Source organism: Pantoea allii (assembly GCF_046529425.1).
Lineage (GTDB): Bacteria > Pseudomonadota > Gammaproteobacteria > Enterobacterales > Enterobacteriaceae > Pantoea > Pantoea allii.
In genome coordinates this window covers 2,322,922-2,345,644 of sequence record NZ_CP125958.1, presented here as the reverse complement: position 1 = coordinate 2,345,644, position 22,723 = coordinate 2,322,922, and the positions used below count along the sequence as shown (strand labels likewise).

At 53.7% G+C, this 22,723-nt stretch carries 19 protein-coding genes; 11 read left to right on the top strand and 8 right to left on the bottom strand.

Going from position 1 to position 22,723, the window contains the following annotated elements:
* Positions 1-21: 21 nt before the first annotated feature.
* Both QNH99_RS11070 and QNH99_RS11065 read right to left on the bottom strand, forming a co-directional pair.
* The gene (locus QNH99_RS11070; protein WP_109716389.1) at positions 22-1,692 is read right to left on the bottom strand and encodes a methyl-accepting chemotaxis protein; all 1,671 of its coding nucleotides are present in this window, start codon (positions 1,690-1,692) and stop codon (positions 22-24) included.
* 188 nt (positions 1,693-1,880) lie between these two features.
* A complete protein-coding gene (locus QNH99_RS11065; RefSeq protein WP_410516654.1) occupies positions 1,881-3,401 on the bottom strand; it encodes a carboxylesterase/lipase family protein in 1,521 nt (506 codons plus the stop codon).
* Positions 3,402-3,573: 172 nt separating this feature from the next.
* On the opposite strand from QNH99_RS11065, the gene QNH99_RS11060 reads away from it, so the two are divergent.
* Positions 3,574-4,008 (top strand): DoxX family protein, encoded by a 435-nt coding sequence (locus tag QNH99_RS11060; protein ID WP_096010560.1) that lies wholly within the window; start codon positions 3,574-3,576, stop codon positions 4,006-4,008.
* Positions 4,009-4,043: 35 nt separating this feature from the next.
* Here the strand turns inward: QNH99_RS11060 and QNH99_RS11055 are convergent, their stop codons facing one another.
* On the bottom strand, positions 4,044-5,384 hold the full coding sequence (locus QNH99_RS11055; protein WP_410516653.1) for a VOC family protein: 1,341 nt from the start codon (positions 5,382-5,384) through the stop codon (positions 4,044-4,046).
* Positions 5,385-5,451: 67 nt separating this feature from the next.
* Positions 5,452-6,792 carry an MFS transporter gene (locus QNH99_RS11050; protein ID WP_109716393.1) on the bottom strand — a complete coding sequence of 447 codons (1,341 nt, stop codon included), beginning with the start codon at positions 6,790-6,792 and terminating at the stop codon, positions 5,452-5,454.
* A gap of 318 nt (positions 6,793-7,110) precedes the next feature.
* Between QNH99_RS11050 and QNH99_RS11045 the strand changes: the two genes are divergently transcribed.
* Entirely contained in the window at positions 7,111-8,031 is a 921-nt protein-coding gene (locus QNH99_RS11045) for a LysR substrate-binding domain-containing protein (protein ID WP_063879711.1), read from the top strand.
* Here QNH99_RS11045 and smrA read toward each other — a convergent pair.
* On the bottom strand, positions 8,028-8,594 hold the full coding sequence (gene smrA, locus QNH99_RS11040) for a DNA endonuclease SmrA (RefSeq protein ID WP_063879712.1): 567 nt from the start codon (positions 8,592-8,594) through the stop codon (positions 8,028-8,030). The two genes, QNH99_RS11045 and smrA, sit on opposite strands and share 4 nt — an antisense overlap.
* Before the next feature lie 318 nt (positions 8,595-8,912).
* On the opposite strand from smrA, the gene QNH99_RS11035 reads away from it, so the two are divergent.
* Positions 8,913-9,653: an FNR family transcription factor gene (locus QNH99_RS11035; RefSeq protein ID WP_013025869.1), complete on the top strand. Its 741-nt coding sequence runs from the start codon at positions 8,913-8,915 to the stop codon at positions 9,651-9,653.
* A 119-nt stretch (positions 9,654-9,772) separates the two neighbouring features.
* Positions 9,773-10,726, top strand: a complete 954-nt coding sequence (gene uspE / locus QNH99_RS11030) for a universal stress protein UspE (RefSeq protein WP_063879713.1) — start codon at positions 9,773-9,775, stop codon at positions 10,724-10,726.
* A 46-nt stretch (positions 10,727-10,772) separates the two neighbouring features.
* Here the strand turns inward: uspE and pntB are convergent, their stop codons facing one another.
* Both pntB and pntA read right to left on the bottom strand, forming a co-directional pair.
* Positions 10,773-12,161: a Re/Si-specific NAD(P)(+) transhydrogenase subunit beta gene (gene pntB / locus QNH99_RS11025; RefSeq protein WP_410516652.1), complete on the bottom strand. Its 1,389-nt coding sequence runs from the start codon at positions 12,159-12,161 to the stop codon at positions 10,773-10,775.
* A 3-nt stretch (positions 12,162-12,164) separates the two neighbouring features.
* Entirely contained in the window at positions 12,165-13,697 is a 1,533-nt protein-coding gene (pntA, locus tag QNH99_RS11020; protein ID WP_410516651.1) for a Re/Si-specific NAD(P)(+) transhydrogenase subunit alpha, read from the bottom strand.
* A 534-nt stretch (positions 13,698-14,231) separates the two neighbouring features.
* Between pntA and ydgH the strand changes: the two genes are divergently transcribed.
* Together ydgH and QNH99_RS11010 are read left to right on the top strand one after the other, a co-directional pair.
* Positions 14,232-15,185 carry a DUF1471 family protein YdgH gene (gene ydgH / locus QNH99_RS11015; protein WP_256852624.1) on the top strand — a complete coding sequence of 318 codons (954 nt, stop codon included), beginning with the start codon at positions 14,232-14,234 and terminating at the stop codon, positions 15,183-15,185.
* 210 nt (positions 15,186-15,395) lie between these two features.
* Complete coding sequence (locus QNH99_RS11010) at positions 15,396-16,784, top strand: basic amino acid/polyamine antiporter (protein ID WP_410516650.1); 1,389 nt, start codon at positions 15,396-15,398, stop codon at positions 16,782-16,784.
* On the opposite strand, the gene QNH99_RS11005 is transcribed toward QNH99_RS11010, so the two are convergent.
* Positions 16,781-17,191, bottom strand: coding sequence for a hypothetical protein (locus QNH99_RS11005; protein ID WP_063879718.1), 411 nt, complete (start codon positions 17,189-17,191; stop codon positions 16,781-16,783). The two genes, QNH99_RS11010 and QNH99_RS11005, sit on opposite strands and share 4 nt — an antisense overlap.
* A 174-nt stretch (positions 17,192-17,365) precedes the next feature.
* Between QNH99_RS11005 and rstA the strand changes: the two genes are divergently transcribed.
* The 5 genes from rstA (at position 17,366) to QNH99_RS10980 (ending at position 22,650) form a co-directional block, all read left to right on the top strand.
* Positions 17,366-18,091, top strand: a complete 726-nt coding sequence (gene rstA / locus QNH99_RS11000) for a two-component system response regulator RstA (RefSeq protein ID WP_410516649.1) — start codon at positions 17,366-17,368, stop codon at positions 18,089-18,091.
* Positions 18,088-19,389 carry a two-component system sensor histidine kinase RstB gene (gene rstB / locus QNH99_RS10995; RefSeq protein ID WP_063879720.1) on the top strand — a complete coding sequence of 434 codons (1,302 nt, stop codon included), beginning with the start codon at positions 18,088-18,090 and terminating at the stop codon, positions 19,387-19,389. Before rstA ends, rstB begins: the two co-directional genes overlap by 4 nt.
* An 18-nt stretch (positions 19,390-19,407) precedes the next feature.
* Positions 19,408-20,895 (top strand): carboxypeptidase M32, encoded by a 1,488-nt coding sequence (locus QNH99_RS10990; RefSeq protein WP_063879721.1) that lies wholly within the window; start codon positions 19,408-19,410, stop codon positions 20,893-20,895.
* Positions 20,896-21,063: 168 nt separating this feature from the next.
* Positions 21,064-21,561 (top strand): acid resistance repetitive basic protein Asr, encoded by a 498-nt coding sequence (gene asr / locus QNH99_RS10985; RefSeq protein WP_013025879.1) that lies wholly within the window; start codon positions 21,064-21,066, stop codon positions 21,559-21,561.
* 279 nt (positions 21,562-21,840) lie between these two features.
* Complete coding sequence (locus QNH99_RS10980) at positions 21,841-22,650, top strand: trypsin-like serine peptidase (RefSeq protein ID WP_096010555.1); 810 nt, start codon at positions 21,841-21,843, stop codon at positions 22,648-22,650.
* Positions 22,651-22,723 lie beyond the last annotated feature (73 nt).

The following is a 22,723-nucleotide window of genomic DNA, read 5'->3' as shown; positions in this document are numbered from 1 at the left end:
AAGGCGGTGCACAGGTTTCGCTTAGAACGTTACCCAGTCGCCGTTATCCGCGGTGGCGGTTTTCGGCTGAAGAGGTGCCGATGGGCTGGCCGGTGTTGATGGCGGTTTTCGGCTGGTCACGAGTGCCGCTGGCGCATCACTGGACAAACGGAACTGCGCCACCGAAGCCTGCAAGGCTTCCGTTTGCAGGGCCAGCGCACTGGCAGCGGCAGACACTTCTTCGACCAGCGCGGCGTTTTGCTGCGTCACGCTGTCCATTTCGGTCACCGCCGTGCCGACCTGCGAAATGCCTTTGCTTTGTTCTTCTGAAGCCTCGGCGATTTGCTTCATGATCGCATCAACATCCTGAACCGACTTCAGGATACCGCTCATGGTGCCGCCGGTGGTGCTGACCAACTGGGCGCCCTTTTCCACGCGCTCAACCGAATCGGCAATCAGGCTGGCGATCTCTTTCGCTGCACCGGCGCTGCGCTGCGCCAGGTTTCTGACTTCACTGGCTACTACCGCAAAGCCACGGCCCTGTTCGCCAGCGCGGGCCGCTTCCACTGCGGCGTTGAGCGCCAGAATATTGGTCTGGAAAGCAATGCTGTTGATGACGTTGGTGATCTCTGCAATTTTCTTCGAACTGTCAGAGATGCCGTTCATGGTGGTCACCACTTCACCCACCAGGCTGCCGCCCTGTTTCGCCGTTACCGTTGCCGCTTCGGTCAGCGTGCTGGCCTGACGTGCATTTTCCGCATTGAATTTCACGGTCGCCGTCAGTTGTTCCATACTGGCAGCGGTTTGCTCCAGCGCGGCGGCCTGCTCTTCGGTGCGGGATGACAGATCGTTATTACCAATGGAAATCTCGGCGGCACCGCGTGAAATATTTTCCGTACCGCTGCGAATAGCACTGACGGCTTCGCGCAGACTGTCCTGCATGGCGCTCAACAGCGGCACCAGTTTACCGACGCAGTTACGGCCCATATCCTCGACGGGTTTGCTCAGGTCGCCTTTGGCAATCACTGAAAAATGCTCGCGAATTTTTTCCAGCGGCTTGACCAGCATTTTGACCAGATAACGGTCGGTAAACAGCAGAATCAGCAAGCCAATCACCACCGTGACTGAAATCATTGTTTTCGTCATCGCGGTCAGACGATCGACTTCGACGCGCGTTTGCCCCAGTTTTACGCTGGCCACTTTATTGAAGTTTTCAGTACTGGCACCGAAGGCACGGCTCAGCGCGGGCGTGACGTCATTCGCCTGTTGGCGATAGACATCCAGCGAATCCTGACGGGCACGCTGAAGCTGGACAGTAACGCCCTGGTCGAGCAATTTTTGCCATTTATCAATCACGTCATTGGCAACGGCAGGGTCCATCGGGCCAGGAGAAAGCTGTTTAAACAGGGTTAACTGCTGAGACATGCTGTCTAATGCCTGTTGTACGGGCGCAAAAGCCTCATCGTTTTGCGCCACACCGGCCGTTTTTTTCTCCATTACGCGCGACAAACGCGTGATCATACGAAAATACTGATCGTTACCTTTACTCAACGCGGTCATCTGCTCAACGATATGGCGGTCGACATCATTGCCGTCACTTAATGACGTAAGTGAATGAATGCTGAACAGACCGATACCGCTCCACAGCAGGCAAAACAGCCCGAGTATCGTCAGCATTACCGCGCGAATAGTGAAATTTTTAAGCATACCCATACTGAAATCCCTTAAACGTTAACCCGTAAAACCGGGCGTATGGGATATATCGGCAGAAAAGCCGAAAATGTAACGGTATTGTTATACTTTTTTATGCGGTCACGGCTGCGTGGCAAGAAATCATAGCCTGCAGTGAAAATCAGGCCCGGCGGTGGCCGCAAGTGCATCCGGTACTGACGAATCTGCCCCTACAGCCGCACCATTCGCGACATCATCAGGCGAAACAGAGACAGGCGGCGACGCATAAAGCCCCGCAGCAGCCTAAATGACGCTTTACCCTCGCCACCAAGTGACATTGTCACGTCATTGTCAGCGCGCCAGATGGGCCATGAGCGTTCTCCGTCAAGCTGCGTCGTCTTACTGTTCACGTCGCGGGCGAAGCGGAACCAGTAGTCGCTAACCTGCTGCGCAAAGGCGCGGTCTGCAGCCGTGAAGCAGCGGTCTTCACTGATTACGGGCATGTTCTCAAGGGTATTCATCACGTAGGGAATTTCATTACCGTGCCAGGTGCCGTGCGGATAGAGATCCCGGGCATTTTCAGAGACGTAATCAAACCAGTAACGCCAGCCAGGCATAGCGACTTTTTGCTGTGCCCGCATCACCAGCCAGGGAAGAAGCGTAAAGGTCATATCGCGTGCTGCGGCACGCCCGAGCAGCGCATCCTGCTCAACACGGTAAATCCACTTCAGCACACGATAGCTCAACCGGTTTTGGCGGCGAATCCGATCTACCACGGTGGCGGCATCGACGCCAAAATACTCCAGCACGCTGGCCTCGTCGCTGTTGCTTCCTGCCATCAGCGGCAGAGGATGCTGGCGTCCGGCCATAAAGGTCTCCAGCACAGGGGCAGGCAGAACCGTATCGCCCGCGATAGCAACCGGGCCGAGTCCATAGCGGCTGTCCAGGGCCCAAAAGGCATCGGCAGGCAGCGCGCGGAGCTGTTCCATGCTGGCATCAGCGGGTAAACCCAAACCGGTGGCGACCTTCACCCCTTTCTTAAGCGCTGCAGCGCGGGGAACGTCAGGCAGGCTGTAGGCACTTTGCACTATCCCTTTGTGGAAAAGACCGGTCGCCAGCGGTGAGCAGCAAAGTGATAACACGCTACGTGCGCCCGAGGATTCACCGAATAGCGTAACGTTACTGGCATCGCCGCCAAAGGCGTGAATGTGCTGCTGTACCCATTTTAATGCCGCGATCTGATCCAGCAGGGCAAAATTATGAAGTGTGCCGCTCGCCGCCTGCTCATTTTCCATGGCCGGATGCGCAAAAAAGCCCAGATGGCCCAGTCGGTAGTTAATCGTGACGATCACCGCCCCGCGTGAGGCCAGCGGTTTGCCATTATAGGGGGCCAGACCACCCGAACCGATCGTGAAACCGCCACCGTGCAGCCACACCATCACCGGCAAGGGTTTTTCTGGTCGCAGCTCTGGCGTCCAGACATTCAGGTAAAGACAGTCCTCGCTGAAATCACCGGGATCGCCCCCGCCCATGGCAAGACAATAGTCGCGGTTCTGCCAGCTCGCGGCAGAAAAGTGCAGCGCGCGTCGTACACCCTGCCAGGGGAGTACCGGCTGGGGCGCACGCCAGCGTTGTTCCCCCACTGGCGGTGCAGCGTAGGGAATGCCTTTAAACACGAAGATGCCCTCATCAATGCCGCCCTGCAGCTCTCCGTCAGCGAGGGTGATCTTCAGGCCCTTTTCATTTTTCATGCGTTGTTCCTTGTCTGCGTCCGCTGTCATTATTTCAGGCAATTTGCCGTTGTCCAGAAAGGGGAACGGTAAATACGCCTAAAACGCACCGGTTACGCACGCCATCGTTGACCGCTACCCGCGAACGTGTGTTTAGTACAGCGTATCGTTTAACCCGTTAGAGGAACGGAAAATGTTCAGTGGCATCAATCAACTTTTTGTTCGAATGACCGATCATCCTGATTTTGGCAAGCTGTTGTTACGTTTGACGTTGGGTGGATTACTGCTGTTTCACGGTGAGTTCAAGCTGGTACACGGCGTGGGCTGGATTGCTCACCTGCTGCGACAGCACGGCCTGCCGGGCTTTCTTGCCTGGGGCGCATGGCTGGGTGAAATAGTTGCTCCGCTCATGCTGATTGTGGGATTCATGACGCGGCCTGCGGCGTTTATCATTGCGGTAAATATGGTGGTGGCGACGCTGCTGGTAAAAACCGGGGCGGTCTGGCACCGCACGGACGTGGGAGCCTGGGCGCTGGAAACCGAAGCGCTATTCCTGCTGGGAGCCTTTATCATTATGTTGCTGGGCCCGGGGAAATATACGCTGATACGCGATTCCCGGTTGCAGTAGCTGAGTAAATCGGGGCGATAGCCGCCCCGATATTGTTATGCCTGTATGCCACACCGCTGTAGTGAGGCTTGTTGTCGTGCGGCGTACAGCGCCATTTCGTCCAGTACGGCACAACCCAGTGCGGTTTCAAAGCTGCTGCGGCTTGCCTGACCCGCAGAACGCGCCTGCGTTTTATCCCCAAGGTTAGACTGAAAAATACCTGCCGCACTCACCGGCAGAAAATCCTCATAAATAATGGGATCGGCCAGCACCCGACCCTGGTCGATCAGGCTATCCAGTGATTCACCGTGCCGAGGCGGTTCCGCCTGCCCCTTGTCACTGAGGCGATAATGAAACCAGGCGAGTCCCGCCAGGCGCAGTTGCGTTTCGTTATCCGGGAAAGCCTGAAATACGGCGGTCAACTGCTGCTGATGCTGTTGATTGTCAGCCCCGCTACCGGCCTCATTCAGCAGCCGATCGTAAAGCGCGCGCCCTTGCGGCGTTAAGGCGGCACCGCGCTGTTCAATCTCACCAAAACGCGCAGTGTGGGTGCCCTGATAGCCATCTTTGAAAACCACAGGTTCTTCCAGCGCTTTAAAACTGGTCTGACGCAGTAAAATGGGGACGCTGCGCCGTGGTGGGCCTTCAATAACCGCTTTGGGATCGATACCGCGTGCCGGCATTAACGCCTGGACGCGGTCAATGTCCAGCGTGCGTGGCGTAAGATGGTTGATATGACAGGCAGGGAAACACACCACGTCGGCAATCAACCGGTGTTGCTGATTGAGCGCCTGATAGGTTTTACTCTCAACGAGGCTGTGTGAGTGCCAGCGAAAGGTTTCTAACGCCTCGTCGATAAACTGCTGCGCCTGCGCCTCGGTCAGTCCGCCCTGCTGCTGATGCTGTTTAATCAACGCGCGGCAGCCTGCGGTGAAAATATCCCGCGAAGCCAGGATAGTTGTGGCTTCGTCGCGCAGCGCCTGATCCTCGATGAGTTCCAGTCGCAGTAATGAGGTGAAGATACGGAAGGGATTGCGCCGCAGTGCCTCGTCATCAATGGGACGAAAAGCGGTTGAGTGAACCGGCACGCCCGCCTGAGAAAGGTCGTAATAGCCTACCGGGAACATGCCCATCACAGCGAACATCTGGCGCAACATGGCCAGCTCTTCAGCACTGCCGACGCGAATCGCGCCGTGACGTTCCAGGTTTAAACGGCTCATCTCATCAGCCTGGGTTAAGCGTTGTTGCAATGCACTATCTGCCGCCAGCGTATCCTGATTAACCTCTATGACTAACTGCATCAGCGTGCCGTAGAGCGGCACCTCTTGCTGATACATGTCCGACATTGCCCTTGAAAAGCCGGTACGGATGGCATCCGCACTTAAAAAGTTATCCATAATAACCACCTGACAGCGTGAGCGTTGCAGCTACTGTAATCCAACGCGTTGTCGCCAGCGGAAAATATCATGAATTTGTGATCGGCTTAAAACCATAACGGTTTTTAATCACCAGCATTATCGTCGTGAGCACGGCCGGAATCGCCAGCAGTAAAAAGATCAGGTTGAAAGACCAGCCCAGCGTCAGCATTTCGGCCCCCACAAACGCGCTCAGGATGGCACCGAGTCGTCCAACACCGTGCATCCAGCTGGAGCCGGTCGCGCGGGCATGAGTGGGATAATAGCTGGCTGATAAGGCATTCATGCCGGTGTTGGCTCCGTTAAAACAGAAGCCGCTAAAAAAGGCAATGCTGCTCATTATGGTGACCTGTGCCGGTGAGAACCCTAACGCCACAATGGCAATGCCACCGCAAAAGTAGATGACGGCCAACGCCAGGTTGGCATTGAACCGGTCCATCAACCATCCGGCAAATAAGGAACCCAGCGTGCCGCCCGCTTGATACATCGCAGTAATAATCGCGGCCTGGGTAACGGTCATCCCCTGCTTACTCACCAAGGAAGGCAGCCAGCTGCCTATCAGATAGACCAGAAACAGTCCCATAAAATAGCCGCCCCACAGCATCAGGCTGCCGGTGCGATAACGGGGGGAAATCACCGTCGCGATGGCATTCTTTTCAGGCAGCGCAGCGTCCGCTTCAGAGGCGTGAAACTGGCTATGCGAGTGGGTGCTGCCAGGGATAATACGTTCCAGAATGGTTCGGATGCGTTCTGCTGGCGCACCCCGGCTAATGAGGAAACGCACGGATTCAGGAAGCTGCTTTACTAATACCGGCAGCACCAACAGCGGCAGAATGCCGCCTAATAACAGGACGGAATGCCAGTTGTAGCGCGGCAACAGCCAGGACGCGGCAAATCCGCCACTGGCTGCACCAAAGGTGAAGCCGCAGAACACCACGGTGATAATAAACGAGCGTCGGCGTTCAGGGGCATATTCGGCAACCAGCGTGCTGACGTTCGGCATGGCTGCGCCCAGCCCCAGCCCGGTCAAAAAGCGGAACAGTACCATCTGTTCAATGGAATGGGAAAACGCGGTGGCCAGCGTCCACAGGCCGAAAAAAAGCACGCTGAAAATAATCATTAAGCGACGGCCAAAACGGTCAGCCAGCGGCCCGGCAACCATTGCGCCCAGCGCCAGGCCGATGAGTGCCGCGCTGATCACCACGCCCAACTGCGAATTGGTCACGTTCCAGGCCGTTTTCAGCGAGGGGGCGATGAAGCCCATAATGGCGATATCCATGCCATCGAGGGCGACCACGATAAAACAGAGGACAATCAATCGAATCTGGCCACCGCTCAGGCTACCCTGATTGATTAACCGGCGAACATCTACCGCCTCAACGCTGCTCACGGGCAACCTCTCCTTAACGAAATAAACCATCAGTTTTGGTAGAAAAAACGGCGCTTATGATAGCCGATCGTTAATGATAAAACGCAGAATTTTGCATGCAAATAATAATCATTCAACAAGCGGATAATTAAGTCGATGATTTTACAGCGACTGCGCGCAGGCCATGACGAAAGGAATCGTAGCGCAGGTATTTATTATCAATAACTTACAGGGATTACCGTCAAAAAGTACACTTTGTTAATAAATATTTGCAGCAAAGTTAACAAAATCCGGTTTAAATAGTTGCCAGTCACCTGGCAATGTCATTAAGTTTGGGAAATGGAAAAAAATATCCTTTTCAATCAGCGCATTCGCTTGCGTCATTTACATGCCTTTGTTGCCGTTGCGCAGCAGGGAACGCTGGGGCGTGCAGCCGAGACATTGAGTCTCAGCCAGCCTGCACTCTCTAAAACCCTTAACGAATTAGAGGAACTGACAGGCGTCAGGCTGTTTGAACGTGGCCGACTGGGCGCACAGCTCACCACCATGGGGGAGCAGTTTCTGACCCATGCGGTAAAAGTGCTGGATGCACTGAACCATGCCGGCCAGAGCTTTAACGAACAGATTAATGAGCGTCCGGTGATTATCCGCCTTGGCGCGCTGACCACGGCCGCCATGGGCATGCTGCCACAGATTCTCGATCGCTTTCATCAGCTGCGCCCCAATACCACCATTCAGGTGGCCACGTTACATAACAATGTGTTACTGGCCGGGCTGAGAGCCGGTGAATTTGACATTGGTATTGGTCGCATGGCCGACAAAGAGATGATGACCGGCTTAACGTATGAGCTTCTGTTTCTGGAGTCGTTAAAGCTGGTCGTCAGGCCCGAACATCCTCTGTTAAGTGACAATGTCACGTTGTCGCGCGCGATGCAGTGGCCGGTGGTCATCTCTCCCGAAGGAACTGCACCGCGCCGTCTTGCGCAGCAGATGCTGGATGAACAAGGCTGTTGTTTGCCGCCGCACTGCGTTGAGACATCCTCAACCTCACTGGCACGCCAGCTGGCGCTGCGCTATGACTACATCTGGTTTGTGCCTTCAGGTGCCATTAAGGAAGATCTCAGCCACAATGCCCTGTTCTCGCTGCCGATTACCTCTCCCGGGCCTGGCGAACCGGTCGGTATTATCACCCGCACTGGCGATACTTTAAGCCTGAGCGCTGAAGTGCTTATGAGCACCATTCGTAAGTTTCACAGCTAGCGACTGCGTTTTGCATGTCGCTCCCAGTTTTCCTGGCGCGCTTTTTCGGTCTTACGCAATCCGACGTAAAGCGCGCCCGCCCCGCCATGCTGCTTTTGCGCCACACAAAACGTCTGTACCTCATCCAGTTCGCGCAGCCAGCGATCAAGATAACTGCGCACGATATTGGCGTGGGATTCGCTGTCGCGCCCTTTACCATGAATGATTAGCAGGTTGCGAAACCCGGCTTGTCGCACGTCCCGAATAAACGTAAACAGGTTCTGCCGGCAGGCTTCCACGGGTTGACGCAGTAAATTAAGGCTGGCGTCCAGCGCATACTGGCCTTTGCGTAATTTATCTAGCACACCCTGCTGAATACCTTCAGCTTTGTATTCCAGCGGCTGATCCAGCGGGATAATGTCCAGATAGCCGCGGGTTAAAAAATTTTCATCTTCCTGTTCTGGCGGCGGCTGGCGGGTTTTCTTGCTGGCGGAGAGATTATTCCACAGCGTATTATCCGCATCCTTCAGTGGCGTAACGTCATTCATCGCGTCACGGAACAGATTGTCATCGTCAAGGTTCATGGCTCGCCCCTGTTAAATGATATGACGCAAAATTGTATATAACCCGAATAGTAGCAAAATCGGGAAAGTCTGCGCTAATCCCGTTTTTAACGTTTTCGCCAGGCATGACAGTGAAGATGGATTCTGTTTTAGATCAAAAAAGCGTAAACATTTATTTACGAAGGTTACACTTTGACATCAAAAAAGCCCGTCAGAACAGCCTTTAGCCGCCGTTAACAAACCACACTTTCTGTAGGCCTAAAAACTGCTCGGATGAGTTCCTTTACGACCAAAAAATGGTAAAATTGACCACAGTCAATTATCGTCGAGCAAACCATTATGTTCCCTGAAAAACGTATACAGTCAGGCGGTTGTGCGATTCACTGCCAGGATTGCAGCATCAGCCAGTTATGCATCCCTTTCACACTTAACGAACATGAGCTGGACCAGCTTGATAACATTATTGAGCGAAAGAAACCCATTCAAAAAGGCCATACGCTGTTCAAAGCGGGTGACGACCTACGATCGCTTTATGCTATTCGTTCCGGCACCATTAAAAGCTATACCATTACCGAACAGGGCGATGAGCAAATTACCGGCTTCCACCTCGCCGGCGATCTGGTCGGCTTTGATGCCATTATGAATGCCAGCCATCCCAGCTTTGCCCAGGCGCTGGAAACGGCGATGGTCTGTGAAATCCCCTTTGATACGCTGGATGATTTGTCGGGCAAAATGCCTGCTCTGCGTCAGCAGATGATGCGTTTGATGAGTGGCGAAATCAAAGGCGATCAGGACATGATCCTGTTGCTGTCGAAGAAAAACGCAGAGGAGCGCCTGGCGGCCTTTATCTGGAATTTATCCCGCCGTTACGGCCAGCGTGGTTTCTCCCAGCGTGAGTTCCGTCTGACCATGACGCGTGGCGATATCGGCAACTATCTGGGTTTAACCGTTGAAACCATTAGCCGTTTACTGGGCCGCTTTCAGAAATCCGGCATGCTGGCCGTGAAAGGCAAATATATCACCATTGAGAACCACGCCATGCTGGAAGGTCTGGCGGGTCAAAGTCACCAGGCCGCCTGACAGATAAGCCGGGTTAATAAATCTTATTTTATTGATCCGGCTACATCTTTTTCACTTTCTTAGTGCACTTAACATAGGCTATCTTTAATCCAGTCGCTTTGGTTTAAGGAGAGTAGCCTATGTCCCAGTATCAAAATATTCTGGTCGCCATCGATCCGCAACAGGATGACCAGCCCGCGCTGCGACGTGCGGTATATCTCAACCAGCTTATCGGCGGCAAAATCAAAGCTTTTCTGCCTATCTACGACTTCTCATATGAAATGACCACCCTGCTCTCACCGGATGAGCGTACCTCCATGCGTCAGGGCGTGATCAGCCAGCGCTCAGAGTGGATACGTGAACAGGCCAAAGCCTATCTGGATGCTGGCGTGGATATCGATATCAAAGTGATCTGGCACAATCGCCCTTATGAGGCCATTATCCAGGAAGTGTTGGCGCACCAGCATGATTTAGTGCTTAAGATGGCACATCAACACGATCGGCTGGAGGCGGTAATTTTTACCCCCACGGACTGGCATTTGTTACGCAAGTGCCCTTGCCCGGTGTGGATGGTTAAAGATCAGCCCTGGCCCGAAGGCGGCAAAGCACTGGTGGCGGTTAACCTTGCCAGTGAAGAACCTCACCATGATGCACTGAATCAGAAATTAATCCGCGAAACCGTCAAACTGGCAGAAAGCGTTAACCATACCGAAGTTCACCTGGTCGGTGCCTATCCCATTACGCCTATCAATATCGCCATTGAGCTGCCCGACTTTGATCCCAGCGTGTACAACGACGCCATCCGCGGTCAGCACCTGGTGGCGATGAAAGCCTTGCGGCAGAAATTCTCCATCAGTGAAGAATTTACGCATGTTGAAAAAGGCTTACCGGAAGAAGTGATCCCCGAATTATCGTTACATCTGGACGCGGGAATTGTTGTCCTGGGCACTATCGGCCGTACCGGGTTGTCAGCGGCTTTCCTGGGTAACACGGCTGAACAGGTCATCGATCATCTGCGCTGTGACCTGCTGGCGATAAAACCGGATGATTTTGTTTCACCGATTACGCTGGATGACGAAGACGAGAACGACTGATCCTTCTTACTGCAAAAAGGGCGACCCGGTGAGTCGCCCTTTTTTATTACAGCGCTTTCAGGATATTTTCCACGCTGGCTTTGGCATCACCAAACAGCATATGGGTGTTTTCTTTAAAGAACAGGGGATTCTGGACGCCGGCGTAACCGGTATTCATCGAGCGCTTAAACACAATCACATTCTGCGCCTTCCAGACTTCAAGCACCGGCATACCGGCAATCGGGCTACCGGGATCGTCCTGAGCGGCGGGATTGACTGTGTCGTTGGCCCCGATGACCAGTACCGTATCCGTGTCGCTGAAATCATCATTGATTTCGTCCATCTCCAGTACCACGTCATAAGGCACTTTTGCCTCTGCCAGCAGCACATTCATATGACCGGGTAAACGCCCGGCGACCGGATGAATACCAAATCGTACTTTTATGCCACGGGCACGCAGCTTTTCCGTGATCTCCGCCACCGGATATTGCGCCTGCGCCACCGCCATGCCGTAGCCGGGCGTGATAATGACGCTACTGGACGCTTTAAGCATTTCAGCCGTGTCTTCCGCGCTGATTTCACGGTGCTCTCCAGCCTCTTCACTGTCCGCTACCGCGCTGCTGTCGCTGCCGAAGCCGCCTGCAATCACGCTAATAAACGACCGGTTCATGGCCTTACACATAATGAAAGAGAGAATCGCCCCCGACGACCCCACCAGCGCGCCTGTCACGATCAATAGATCGTTGCTGAGCATAAAACCAGCCGCCGCCGCCGCCCACCCGGAATAGGAGTTCAGCATGGACACCACCACCGGCATATCTGCCCCGCCGATGGAAGCGACCAGATGCCAGCCAAACGCCAGTGCGATCACCATCATGACAAACAGGGCAAATCCCTGCGCGCCGGGACTGTCAGTGTTAACGAACCAGACCAACAGCAGGAACGACACCACCAACGCCAGCAGATTCAGCTTATGGCGGTGTGGCAGCATCAGCGGCCGCGACGACAGTTTGCCACACAGCTTACCGAAAGCGACCAGGGAACCGGTAAAGGTGACCGCGCCAATAAAAATGCCGATAAACACTTCACTGAGGTGGATGTTTTCCATCACCGCAGGCAGACCGGGCGCATGATCGATATAACTGTTAATCCCCACCAGCACCGCGGCCAGGCCGACAAAACTGTGCAGTATTGCGACCAGTTCGGGCATTTCAGTCATTTCAACCCGTTTTGCCAGCCGGATGCCGATGGCGCCGCCGATGATCATTGCCAGCAAAATCCAGACGACATTGCTGCTGTCCGGGCCGAAGATGGAGGCGAACAAGGCAATTGCCATGCCGCTGATGCCAAAGATATTTCCTTGTCTTGAGCTTTCATGTTTTGAAAGACCCGCAAGGCTCATAATAAAAAGTATTGCGGCAACAATGTATGCTGCAGTCACTAATCCGCCAGACATCGGTTACCCCTTACGAAACATTTTCAGCATACGCTGCGTGACGGTGAAGCCACCGAAGATATTGATACTGGCGATCAATACGGCAATAAAAGAAAGGAAACTGACCCAGCCGCCATGACCCATTTGCAGTACGGCCCCCACCACGATAATGCCGGAAATGGCATTGGTGACTGACATCAACGGTGTATGCAACGCATGGCTCACGTTCCACACCACGTAGTAACCCACCACGCAGGCGAGCGCGAACACCGTAAAATGCGAGAGAAATTCACTGGGTGCCACATTGGCCAGGCAGCCAAACAGCACGATAAACACGGCCAGCAGCAGATACTTACGCCGTGGTGATGCGGCCGTAGCCTCGCTCTTTTTCTGCACAGGTGCAGCGGTGGTGGTGGCTTTCGGAGCGGCTGACACCTGAATTGGTGGTGCAGGCCAGGTGACATCGCCTTCACGCACGACCGTTACGCCACGAATAACTACGTCATCGAAATCAATATCGATCTCACCGTTTTTCTCTTTACACAGCAGTTTCATCAAATTGACGAGGTTGGTGCCGTAAAGCTGTGAGGACTGGGTCGGCAAACGGCTGGGTAAATCGGTGTAGCCAATAATTTTCACGCCGTTCTCTGTGACCGTCACCCGATCGGCAACGGTGAGTGCGCAGTTGCCGCCGGTTTGCGCCGCGAGGTCAACAATAACGCTGCCCGGCTTCATGCTGGCAACCATCTCTTCGGTAATCAGCGTTGGCGCCGGCTTACCTGGAATCAGCGCCGTAGTGACGATGATATCCACCTCTTGAGCCTGCTGAGCAAACAACGCCATTTCAGCTTTAATAAAGGCATCGGACATTACTTTGGCGTAGCCATCGCCGCTGCCTGCCTCCTCTGCAAAATCCAGTTCGAGAAATTCCGCTCCCATACTCTGGACCTGCTCTTTGACTTCAGGGCGCGTATCAAAGGCGCGCACGATGGCACCAAGGCTGCCTGCCGCACCAATCGCCGCCAGGCCGGCAACGCCTGCACCAATCACCATGACTTTAGCCGGTGGGACTTTCCCCGCCGCCGTGATTTGCCCGGTAAAGAAGCGGCCAAACTCATGAGCGGCCTCGACGATGGCGCGATAACCGGCAATATTTGCCATGGAACTGAGCGCGTCGAGCGACTGGGCGCGAGAAATACGCGGCACCGCATCCATGGCCATGACGGTGACATGACGCGCAGCCAGCTTTTCAAGCAGCTCAGGATGTTGGGCGGGCCAGATAAAGCTTACCAGGGTACTGCCCTCGCAGGTGAGCGCGATCTCTTCGTCATCCGGTGCATTGACCTTTAGCACGATATCGGCCTGCCAGACCTGCTGGCTGTCACTCACCGCAGCGCCAGCGGCCCTGTAGCTGTCATCATCAAAGCTGGCGCGCTTACCTGCATCATGTTCAATGGTCACGCTGAAACCCAGCTTGATGAGCTGTTCAACGGTCTTGGGCGTGGCTGCCACGCGCGACTCGTTAGCCAATCGCTCTTTGGGTATTCCAATTAACATAGTTTTCCCTTTCATCGATTAAAGGAGGATGATCCTTGTGGTACACAATGCCGTGACGACACCCGCTTTCAGGCGTTGTGAATGAAATGCAATAACCTAATCGTATCTAAACCTACTGAAATTGTTACGGACGATCTACTACACAGACCCACATCTGTCACATTTGCCGTAATATCCAGTTGAAGCACGGCAATTCCGCCTGTCCGCACTGCACGAAGACTCTCGCAGCAGATAATCTGCTAAATATCACCTGTTCCGCCCTGATATTCCTTTTGGAAAAAGCCAAAATTAACAATGTATTAACCACTTTATCGATACATTTACTGGTCAATTCATCTTATTGTCGTAAGCGTAAGGCAAAATAGCGTCGCGTGACGCTGTGATTAAATAATCTGGTTCACAACAAGAGAGATATCGCAAAAAATGGCTGCGACAGCGTGTTTATAACATGTAATAATCAGCGGCTAATCTGTTATACATCAAGAGTCCAGCACGTTTTCGTACTCATTTTGCGTAAGGCGAAGGATCATTTTTATGAAGCTGAAGAACACTATTCTGGCATCTACCCTGTTATCTCTGCTGGCAGCAAATGCGTTTGCGGCTAAAGAGCTGACGCCAGAACAAGCGGCCGCGTTGAAGCCATTCGAACGTATTAATATCACCGGTCGTTTTAATGCAATTGGCGATGCGGCTGATGCTGTATCAAAGCGTGCTGATGAAATGAATGCAGATTCCTATTACATTCAAGGCATTAACGACAGCAACGGTAACAGCGGTAACTGGCGTGTGACCGCCGATCTGTACAAGGCTAATGCCCCTAAAGCCAGCCAGGAAACCGACTATCGGATGTTCAATGGCCTGAAAGAACTGCCGAAGGCGGAAGCTTATCGTCTGGAGCCTTTCGATACCGTTACCGTCAGCGGCTTTTTCCCAAGCCAGCCTGAGGTAAATGAAGCCATTTCCAAAGCCGCGAAAGAAAAAGGCGCAGCCTCCTTCTTTATTGTGCGTCAGGTTGATGCCAATACTGGCGGCAATCAGTTTGTGACGGCCTACATCTATAAGGCCGATGCCAAGCAACGTGTGGTACAGAGCCCGGACACCATCCCGGCCGACTCTCAGGCAGGTAAAGCGGCTCTGGCCGCAGGCGGAGCCGAAGCGAAGAAAGTTGAAATTCCGGGCGTGGCTTCATCCGAAACCCCAAGCAACGCCGTGGGCCGTTTCTTTGAGACCCAAAGCTCAACCGGTAAGCGTTATACGGTAACGTTGCCGGACGGCAAGGAAATTCAGGAAGTGAATGCGGTGACCGCGGCGCAGATGCAGCCGTTTGATACCGTGACCTTCAGTGGACATTTCGGTTCGCCGACTGAAGTCTCACAGGAAACCGCCAAGCGCGCAGGCGCGAAAGGGGCTAAATTCTACCATGTGACGCGTCAGTGGCAGAACCAGAGCGGTGGTAACCTGACCGTAACGGCTGACCTGTTTAAGTAACACGCGCCAGGGCGGCGATCGCCGCCCTGCTGTCTGTTTGCATAATTCCTGCTCGATTTTGCATAACCACGCATTGCCATCCCGCACCGCACTCCGTAAAATCCTCCGCCTGTTTTTCAGAGTATTAAACGCGTTATACGTAACACAATCACGATATAACGTTGTGTTTATGCTGGTTATCCAGCCACTTATACTAGCAGGAAGAACGTTTTGGAGAAAAAATTAGGCCTCAGTGCCCTGACAGCGCTGGTACTCAGCTCAATGCTGGGGGCCGGTGTTTTCAGCCTGCCGCAAAACATGGCGGCAGTTGCAGGTCCGGCGGCCCTGTTAATCGGCTGGCTGATCACCGGCGCGGGCATTATTTTCCTGTCGCTGGCCATGCTGTTACTGACGCGACTGAAACCCGAACTGGACGGTGGCATTTTTACCTATGCCCGCGCCGGATTTGGCGAACTCACTGGTTTTTGTTCCGCCTGGGGTTATTGGCTGTGCGCGGTTATCGCTAACGTTTCGTATTTAGTCATTGTTTTTTCTGCGCTGAGTTTCTTCACCGACACGCCTGACAGAATCCTCTTTGGCAATGGTAATACCTGGCAGGCCATGCTGGGCGCATCGGTATTGCTGTGGCTGGTGCACTGGCTGGTGCTGCGCGGCGTGCAAACCGCAGCCAGCATTAATCTGCTGGCGACCCTGGGCAAACTGGTCCCGTTGCTGCTGTTTATTGTGCTGGCCGTGATCGCCTTTAATTATGACCGCTTCCGGTTTGATTTTTCCGGGCTGAGTCTGGGCGTACCGCTGTGGGAACAGGTTAAACAGACAATGCTGATTACCCTGTGGGTGTTTATCGGCGTTGAAGGTGCGGTGGTTGTGTCATCACGCGCCCGTCATAAAAAAGATGTCGGACGCGCCACGCTGCTGGCCGTGCTGGCTGCCCTGCTGGTCTATTTACTGGTTACCCTGCTGTCACTGGGTGTGGTTCCGCGTGCTGAGCTGGCGGAAATGCGCAATCCCTCCATGGCAGGCTTAATGACGCGGCTGACGGGGAGCTGGGGCAACGCCATTATCGTGGTGGGCCTGATTATTTCTGTTTGTGGTGCCTATCTGAGCTGGACCATTATGGCGGCTGAAGTGCCCCTGATCGCCGCACAGCAAGGTGCGTTTCCACGCAGCATTGCCCGCCAGAACGCACGTAACGCGCCTGCCGCCTCATTGTGGCTGACCAACGGCAGCATTCAGGTTTGCCTGATCCTTATCGCCCTGACCGGTGCGGATTACAACACCCTGTTAACCATTGCGTCTGAAATGATTCTGGTGCCCTATCTGCTGGTCGGCCTGTATTTGATTAAGGTCGTTAAAGGACAGCAAAAGCCCTGGGCACTGGCCGTGGGTGTCGGTGCCAGCCTGTATGGTATCTGGCTGTTGTATGCATCAGGCCCACTGCATCTGTTTATGTCAGTGGTGCTGTATGCTCCAGGTATTTTACTGTTTATTTTTGCGCGACGTGGCGGACATGAGGTGGCGTTGAAGCCGGTAGAACGGGTTGCCATGATGCTAATCGTAGTGGCAACCCTTCCTGCGATGTGGGAATTGCTGGCTTAGTGAGACTGCCCCAGAACCACACACAGCAGGTCATCCTGCTGTGTCAGCGCAACAGGCTTGCGGTATTCTTCATGAATCGCCTCCAGCTGTTTATCCGACAACGGATACGGCAGTTGGATATCGAAGCGGCAAATCTGTTGCTGCTCAGCGAGCGTAATCAGACGGGCGATGTTAATTTCATCGCTGACCTGGGTTGAAATGATTTGTAATGCTAATTCTTTAAGCTGATCTTCACTCGCCTGCAAGCTGTGCGCAGATTTGCGTGTCACCATGCCAAATATAGGCAGTACACCGTAGATCGCATCCACAAAGCTCCATCGTTTTTTACAGGATGCCGACAGGAAATCACTGTAATTAAAGCAGATGCGATCGCGGTATACCGCTGATGCCAGCTCTTTATCAAACACTTTGGCTCCTCAAGGTGATCACAATGAATCCGGAACTCACGTTAAACGCAGGGTTAATGATTGCATATTTTGCGGAATATATCCCAGTTACTCAAGGATATTTCGTGTGATTGCATAGAGCTCTGCGTCAGGAAAAGTTATGCTTTACTCCTCCTTTTTACGTTAGAAAGAATCATGCACAAAATCGTTTACGTAGAAGATGAACCCGAAGTCGGTTCGTTGATTGCCGCTTATCTTGGACGGCATGATATTGAAGTGATTGTGGAGACGCGCGGCGATCGGGCGGAAGCGACCATTGCCGAACAGCAACCCGACCTGGTCATGCTGGATATCATGCTGCCCGGTAAGGATGGCATGTCCATCTGTCGTGATTTACGCGCAGAATGGCAGGGGCCGATTGTGCTGCTGACCTCTCTCGACAGCGACATGAACCATATTCTGGCGCTGGAGATGGGCGCGCAGGATTATATCCTCAAAACGGCTCCCCCAGCGGTGTTGCTGGCTCGGCTGCGGCTGCATCTGCGGCAGTCCCAACAGGGGCAGAGTGAAGAAACCCCTGCGCCGGCGAAAAACAACCGCATGTTGCGCTTTGGTTCACTGACGATTGATGCGCTCAATCGCCAGGTCGTGCTGTTTGATGAAAACATTGCCCTCTCTACGGCGGATTTCGATTTGCTTTGGGTACTGGCAAGTCATGCCGGGCAAATTCTGAATCGTGACGCCCTGCTGAAAACCCTGCGCGGCGTCAGCTATGACGGGATGGATCGCAGTATTGACGTGGCGATTTCGCGCCTGCGTAAAAAGCTACACGACAGCGCCACTGAACCCTTTCGTATTAAAACCATCCGTAACAAAGGCTATCTGTTTGCGCCGCAGGCCTGGGACACGCGTTCGGTATGAAAAAACTTTTTATTCAGTTCTACCTGCTGCTGTTTGTCTGTTTCCTGGTGATGTCGCTGATGGTCGGGCTGGTATACAAATTTACCGCCGAGCGCGCCGGTCGCCAGTCGATGAACGACTTAATGGCCAGTTCGCTCTATCTGATCCGCAGTGAGCTGCGTGAAATCCCCCCGCGCGACTGGAACAAGACCATTAAAAGTCTGGATCTCGGCTTGTCGTTTGAGCTGCATATCGAGCCAATGAGTAAATTTGAACTGGATGAAAACGAACTTCGTCGGCTGCGCGCAGGCGAAATCGTCGCGCTGGATGATAAGTACACCTTCCTGCAGCACATTCCGCGCAGTCACTACGTTCTGACCGTGGGGCCAATCCCTTATCTCTTCTACCTGCATCAGATGCGACTGCTGGATATGGCGCTGGTGGTGTTTATCGGCATGTCGCTGGGGCTGCCGGTCTTTATCTGGCTGCGCCCGCACTGGAAAGAGATGCTACGACTGGAACACGCCGCCCAGCGTTTCGGCCAGGGGCAGTTGGATGTCCGAACCCACTTTGACAGCACCTCCAGCCTGTTCAGGGTTGGGGTGGCGTTTAACCAAATGGCAGAGAACATCAATACACTGGTCGCCAGTAAAAAGCAGCTGATTGACGGTATCGCCCACGAATTACGTACCCCGCTGGTGCGCCTGCGTTATCGCCTGGAGATGAGCGATAACCTGACGGAAGCGGAGTCGGCGGCATTAAACCGCGACGTCAGTCAGTTAGAGAGCCTGATTGAAGAGCTGCTGACCTATGCTCGCCTTGACCGGCCGCGCGTCGATCTTAATTTGCAATCGCTTGATCTGGCGAACTGGTTACGTGAACGCATGGAAGACTTCCGGGCAATCAACCCGGAGACGCAAATTGACCTGGATTTGCCCCAGCGTGAAAACTACGGCATCTCGGACACCCGGCTGATGGAGCGCGTGCTGGATAATCTGGTGAACAACGCCCTGCGCTATGCCAGTCAGCGGTTACGGGTCAGCCTGTGGTTTGATGGTGCCCAGGGAAATCTGCAGGTTGAGGATGACGGCCCAGGCATTCCTCTTGACGAACGTGAACGCGTATTCGAACCTTTTGTACGGCTAGACCCGAGCCGTGATCGCGCAACCGGCGGCTGTGGACTTGGCCTTGCCATCGTTCACTCTATCGCCCACGCGCTCAGCGGCAGGGTTTCCATTGAAACCAGCCCGCTTGGCGGGGCCAGCGTCCGTCTCTGCTGGCCACTGGATCTTCCCTTTCGGGAACTCCCACGACATTAACGCATTCAGGAGCTTTGTGTGACTTCAGCTTATCAACAACTTTGTGCCACTTTTCAGCGCCTGTCGCGCTTCAGTCACGTCAGCGCCATCGCCGGATGGGATATGCAAACCATGATGCCCGCCGGTGGCAGCGCCGCACGTGGCGAAGCGCTGGCAGAGATGAGTGTTTTGCAACACCAGATTCTGACGGACAAACGTCTGGGCGAGTGGCTGGAACAGGCCGAGCAGCAACCGCTGAATGATGTAGAGCGCGCCAACCTGTTTGAGATGCGTCGCGCCTGGACGCAGGCCACCTTGCTGCCCGCTGAACTGGTCGAGGCGAAATCCATCGCCGGTTCCCGTTGCGAACATGCCTGGCGCAGCCAGCGTCCGGCGAATGACTGGCAGGGTTTTGCCCCGAATTTAAAAGAGGTGGTGCGCTTAAGCCGTGAAGAAGCGCAGCTACGCGCGCAGGCCAATGGCTGTTCCCGTTATGATGCCCTGCTTGACGTTTTTGAGCCGGGGATGACCAGCGCCCGGCTGGATGAAACCTTTGGGCAGTTAAAAACCTGGTTGCCCCAGCTGTTACAACAGGTCGTGGAAAAACAGGCGCAGCAGCCGGTGGTAAAACCTCAGGGACCGTTCGCTATTGATGCGCAGCGCGAGCTGGGGCTTAGCATTATGGCAGAGCTGGGATTCGATTTTAACCATGGTCGGCTCGATATCAGCGCACATCCGTTCTGCGGCGGTGTACCGGAAGATGTGCGCATTACTACGCGTTACAATCAGGATGAGTTCCTGAGCGCGATGATGGGTGTGATTCATGAAACAGGTCATGCCCGTTACGAGCAAAACCTGCCAAAACAGTGGCGTGGCCAGCCGGTCGCGCTGGCGCGATCCACGGCGATCCACGAGTCGCAGAGCCTGTTTATGGAAATGCAGCTGGGCCGCAGCAGCCAGTTCCTGCAGCGCATCCTGCCGCAGGTTATCAGCAAAATGGGTGACCAGCCGGCACTGCAGGCCGATAACTTCGTGCGCCTGACTCAACAGGTTAAACCCGGTTTAATACGCGTTGATGCTGACGAACTCAGCTACCCCGCGCACGTTATTCTGCGTTATGAAATCGAACGTGCCTTGATCGAAGGCGATATTGAGGTTGAGGATATTCCCGCCCTGTGGGATGAGAAGATGCAACAGTCCCTTGGCATTGATACGCGCGGAAACTATCGCAATGGCTGTATGCAGGATATTCACTGGACTGATGGTGCATTTGGCTATTTCCCGACCTACACGTTAGGCGCGATGTACGCCGCACAGCTGTTTCAGGCCTTGCAAAAAGCCATTCCGCAGTCGGCCGAGCTGATTCAACATGGCGAGTTACAGCCCATCTTTAACTGGCTGCAACAGAATATCTGGCAACACGGTAGCCGGTTCTCTACCGAACAGTTGATGCTTAACGCCACGGGCGAAGCGCTTAATCCGCACTATTTCCGCAAACATCTTGAGCAGCGTTACCTGAACAGTTAAGGTAGCAGGCGACCTGAGGGTCGCCTTTCTCTGTCCCCTTCCGCATGTTGTACAATCGGTTACACGGCGATACCAATGACCCACGGACGCGCTGCTTATTTTCTCATATAGTCATTTCACCGGCCCCGCAGTGGGCTACACATGAAAAAATAGTCCGAGGGTTTTGCAATGAAAAAATTATTTGCACTGGTAATCGCCGCTGCTATGGGTCTGTCTTCAGTTGCTTTCGCTGCCGAGACAACTGCTGCTCCAGCAGCTGCTGCAACCACTACTACTACCGCTGCACCTGCTAAAACTGAACACAAAGCTGCTGCTCACAAGAAGCATCACAAAGCTGCACAGAAAGCACAGGCTGCTAAGAAGAAAGCCGTTAAGAAAGACACCGCGCAGAAAGCTCAGGCTGCTAAAAAGAAAGTAGCTAAGAAAGATACCGCTCAGAAAGCGCAGGCTGCTAAAAAACACCATAAAGCTAAACCAGCTCAGAAAGCCCAGGCTGCTAAAAAGCACCACAAAGCTAAACCAGCCCAGAAAGCTCAGGCTGCTAAAAAACACCACAAAGCTAAAGCAGCCCAGAAAGCTCAGGCCGCTAAAAAACACCACAAAGCTAAACCAGCTCAGAAAGCCCAGGCTGCTAAAAAACACCACAAAAAAGCCGCTAAAAAATAAGGCTACCCCTTCGGGTTCCGAGTAAGCGTTAATCATTAAAAACACCCGGTTCTGCCGGGTGTTTCTTTACTGGAGTGGCTAATATGGTCCGTCGCTATCGCTTCGAAATTATTCTGATTGTGATGATCTTATGTGGCGTTATCGCGGCCAGTTTTTTTATTTAGTCGCTGTAGCGTACTGATTAACTGAAAAAACTCCCTTTTTTACCGCTCACTGACTATAGTTATGTCACTTCAGCTATAACAAAAACGTTTTCTTTTTCTCGCTATTGAGAGTTCTATGCGCCTGGCTACCCTGTTAATCGTTGGACTTTTCAGTTTCACCGCTTGTGTTCATGCCGATGATGATGACGACTCGCCGACGCCTGCCGAAATAAAAATGCTGTTTTTCGGTAAAGATCACCGTCAGGCGATTACCGACGTCAGTTCCGCGCCCTGGGATGCGATAGGCCAACTGGAAACCGAAAGCGGTAACCTGTGCACCGCCACGCTGATCTCTCCCCATCTGGCCCTGACGGCAGGTCACTGTTTACTGACGCCACCGGGCAAGTTTGATAAGCCGGTTGCGCTGCGTTTTATGTCCACCAAAAAAGGGTGGCGCTACGAAATTCATGATATTGATGCCCGCGTTGAACCCTCTTTGGTTAACAAACTGAAGGCCGATGGCGAGGGATGGATCGTGCCCAGCAGCGCGGCACCGTTCGACTACGGTCTGGTTATTCTGCGTAATCCGCCTTCAGCCATCACCCCTATCCCCCTGTTTGACGGTTCACGCAGTGATTTAACGGAAGCGCTGAAAGACGCTGGACGTAAAGTCACGCAGGCTGGCTATCCGGCCGATCATCTGGACACCTTGTACTCGCATAGCGACTGCCTGATAACAGGTTGGGCGCAACGCGCCGTATTATCGCACCAGTGTGATACCTTGCCTGGCGACAGCGGTTCGCCTTTACTGTTGAAAGGCGATAAAGGCTGGCAGCTCATTGCCGTACAGAGTTCGGCACCGGCAGCAAAAGACCGCTATCTTGCCGACAACCGGGCCATTGCCGTGACCTCGTTTAAAGACCGGCTTGAAGCGCTGGCCCAGTAGCTTGCCTGAGGGTTTACACGCTCTGAACGCATAAAAAAGCCCGCATCCATCAAGGTGCGGGCTTTTTTTGCTC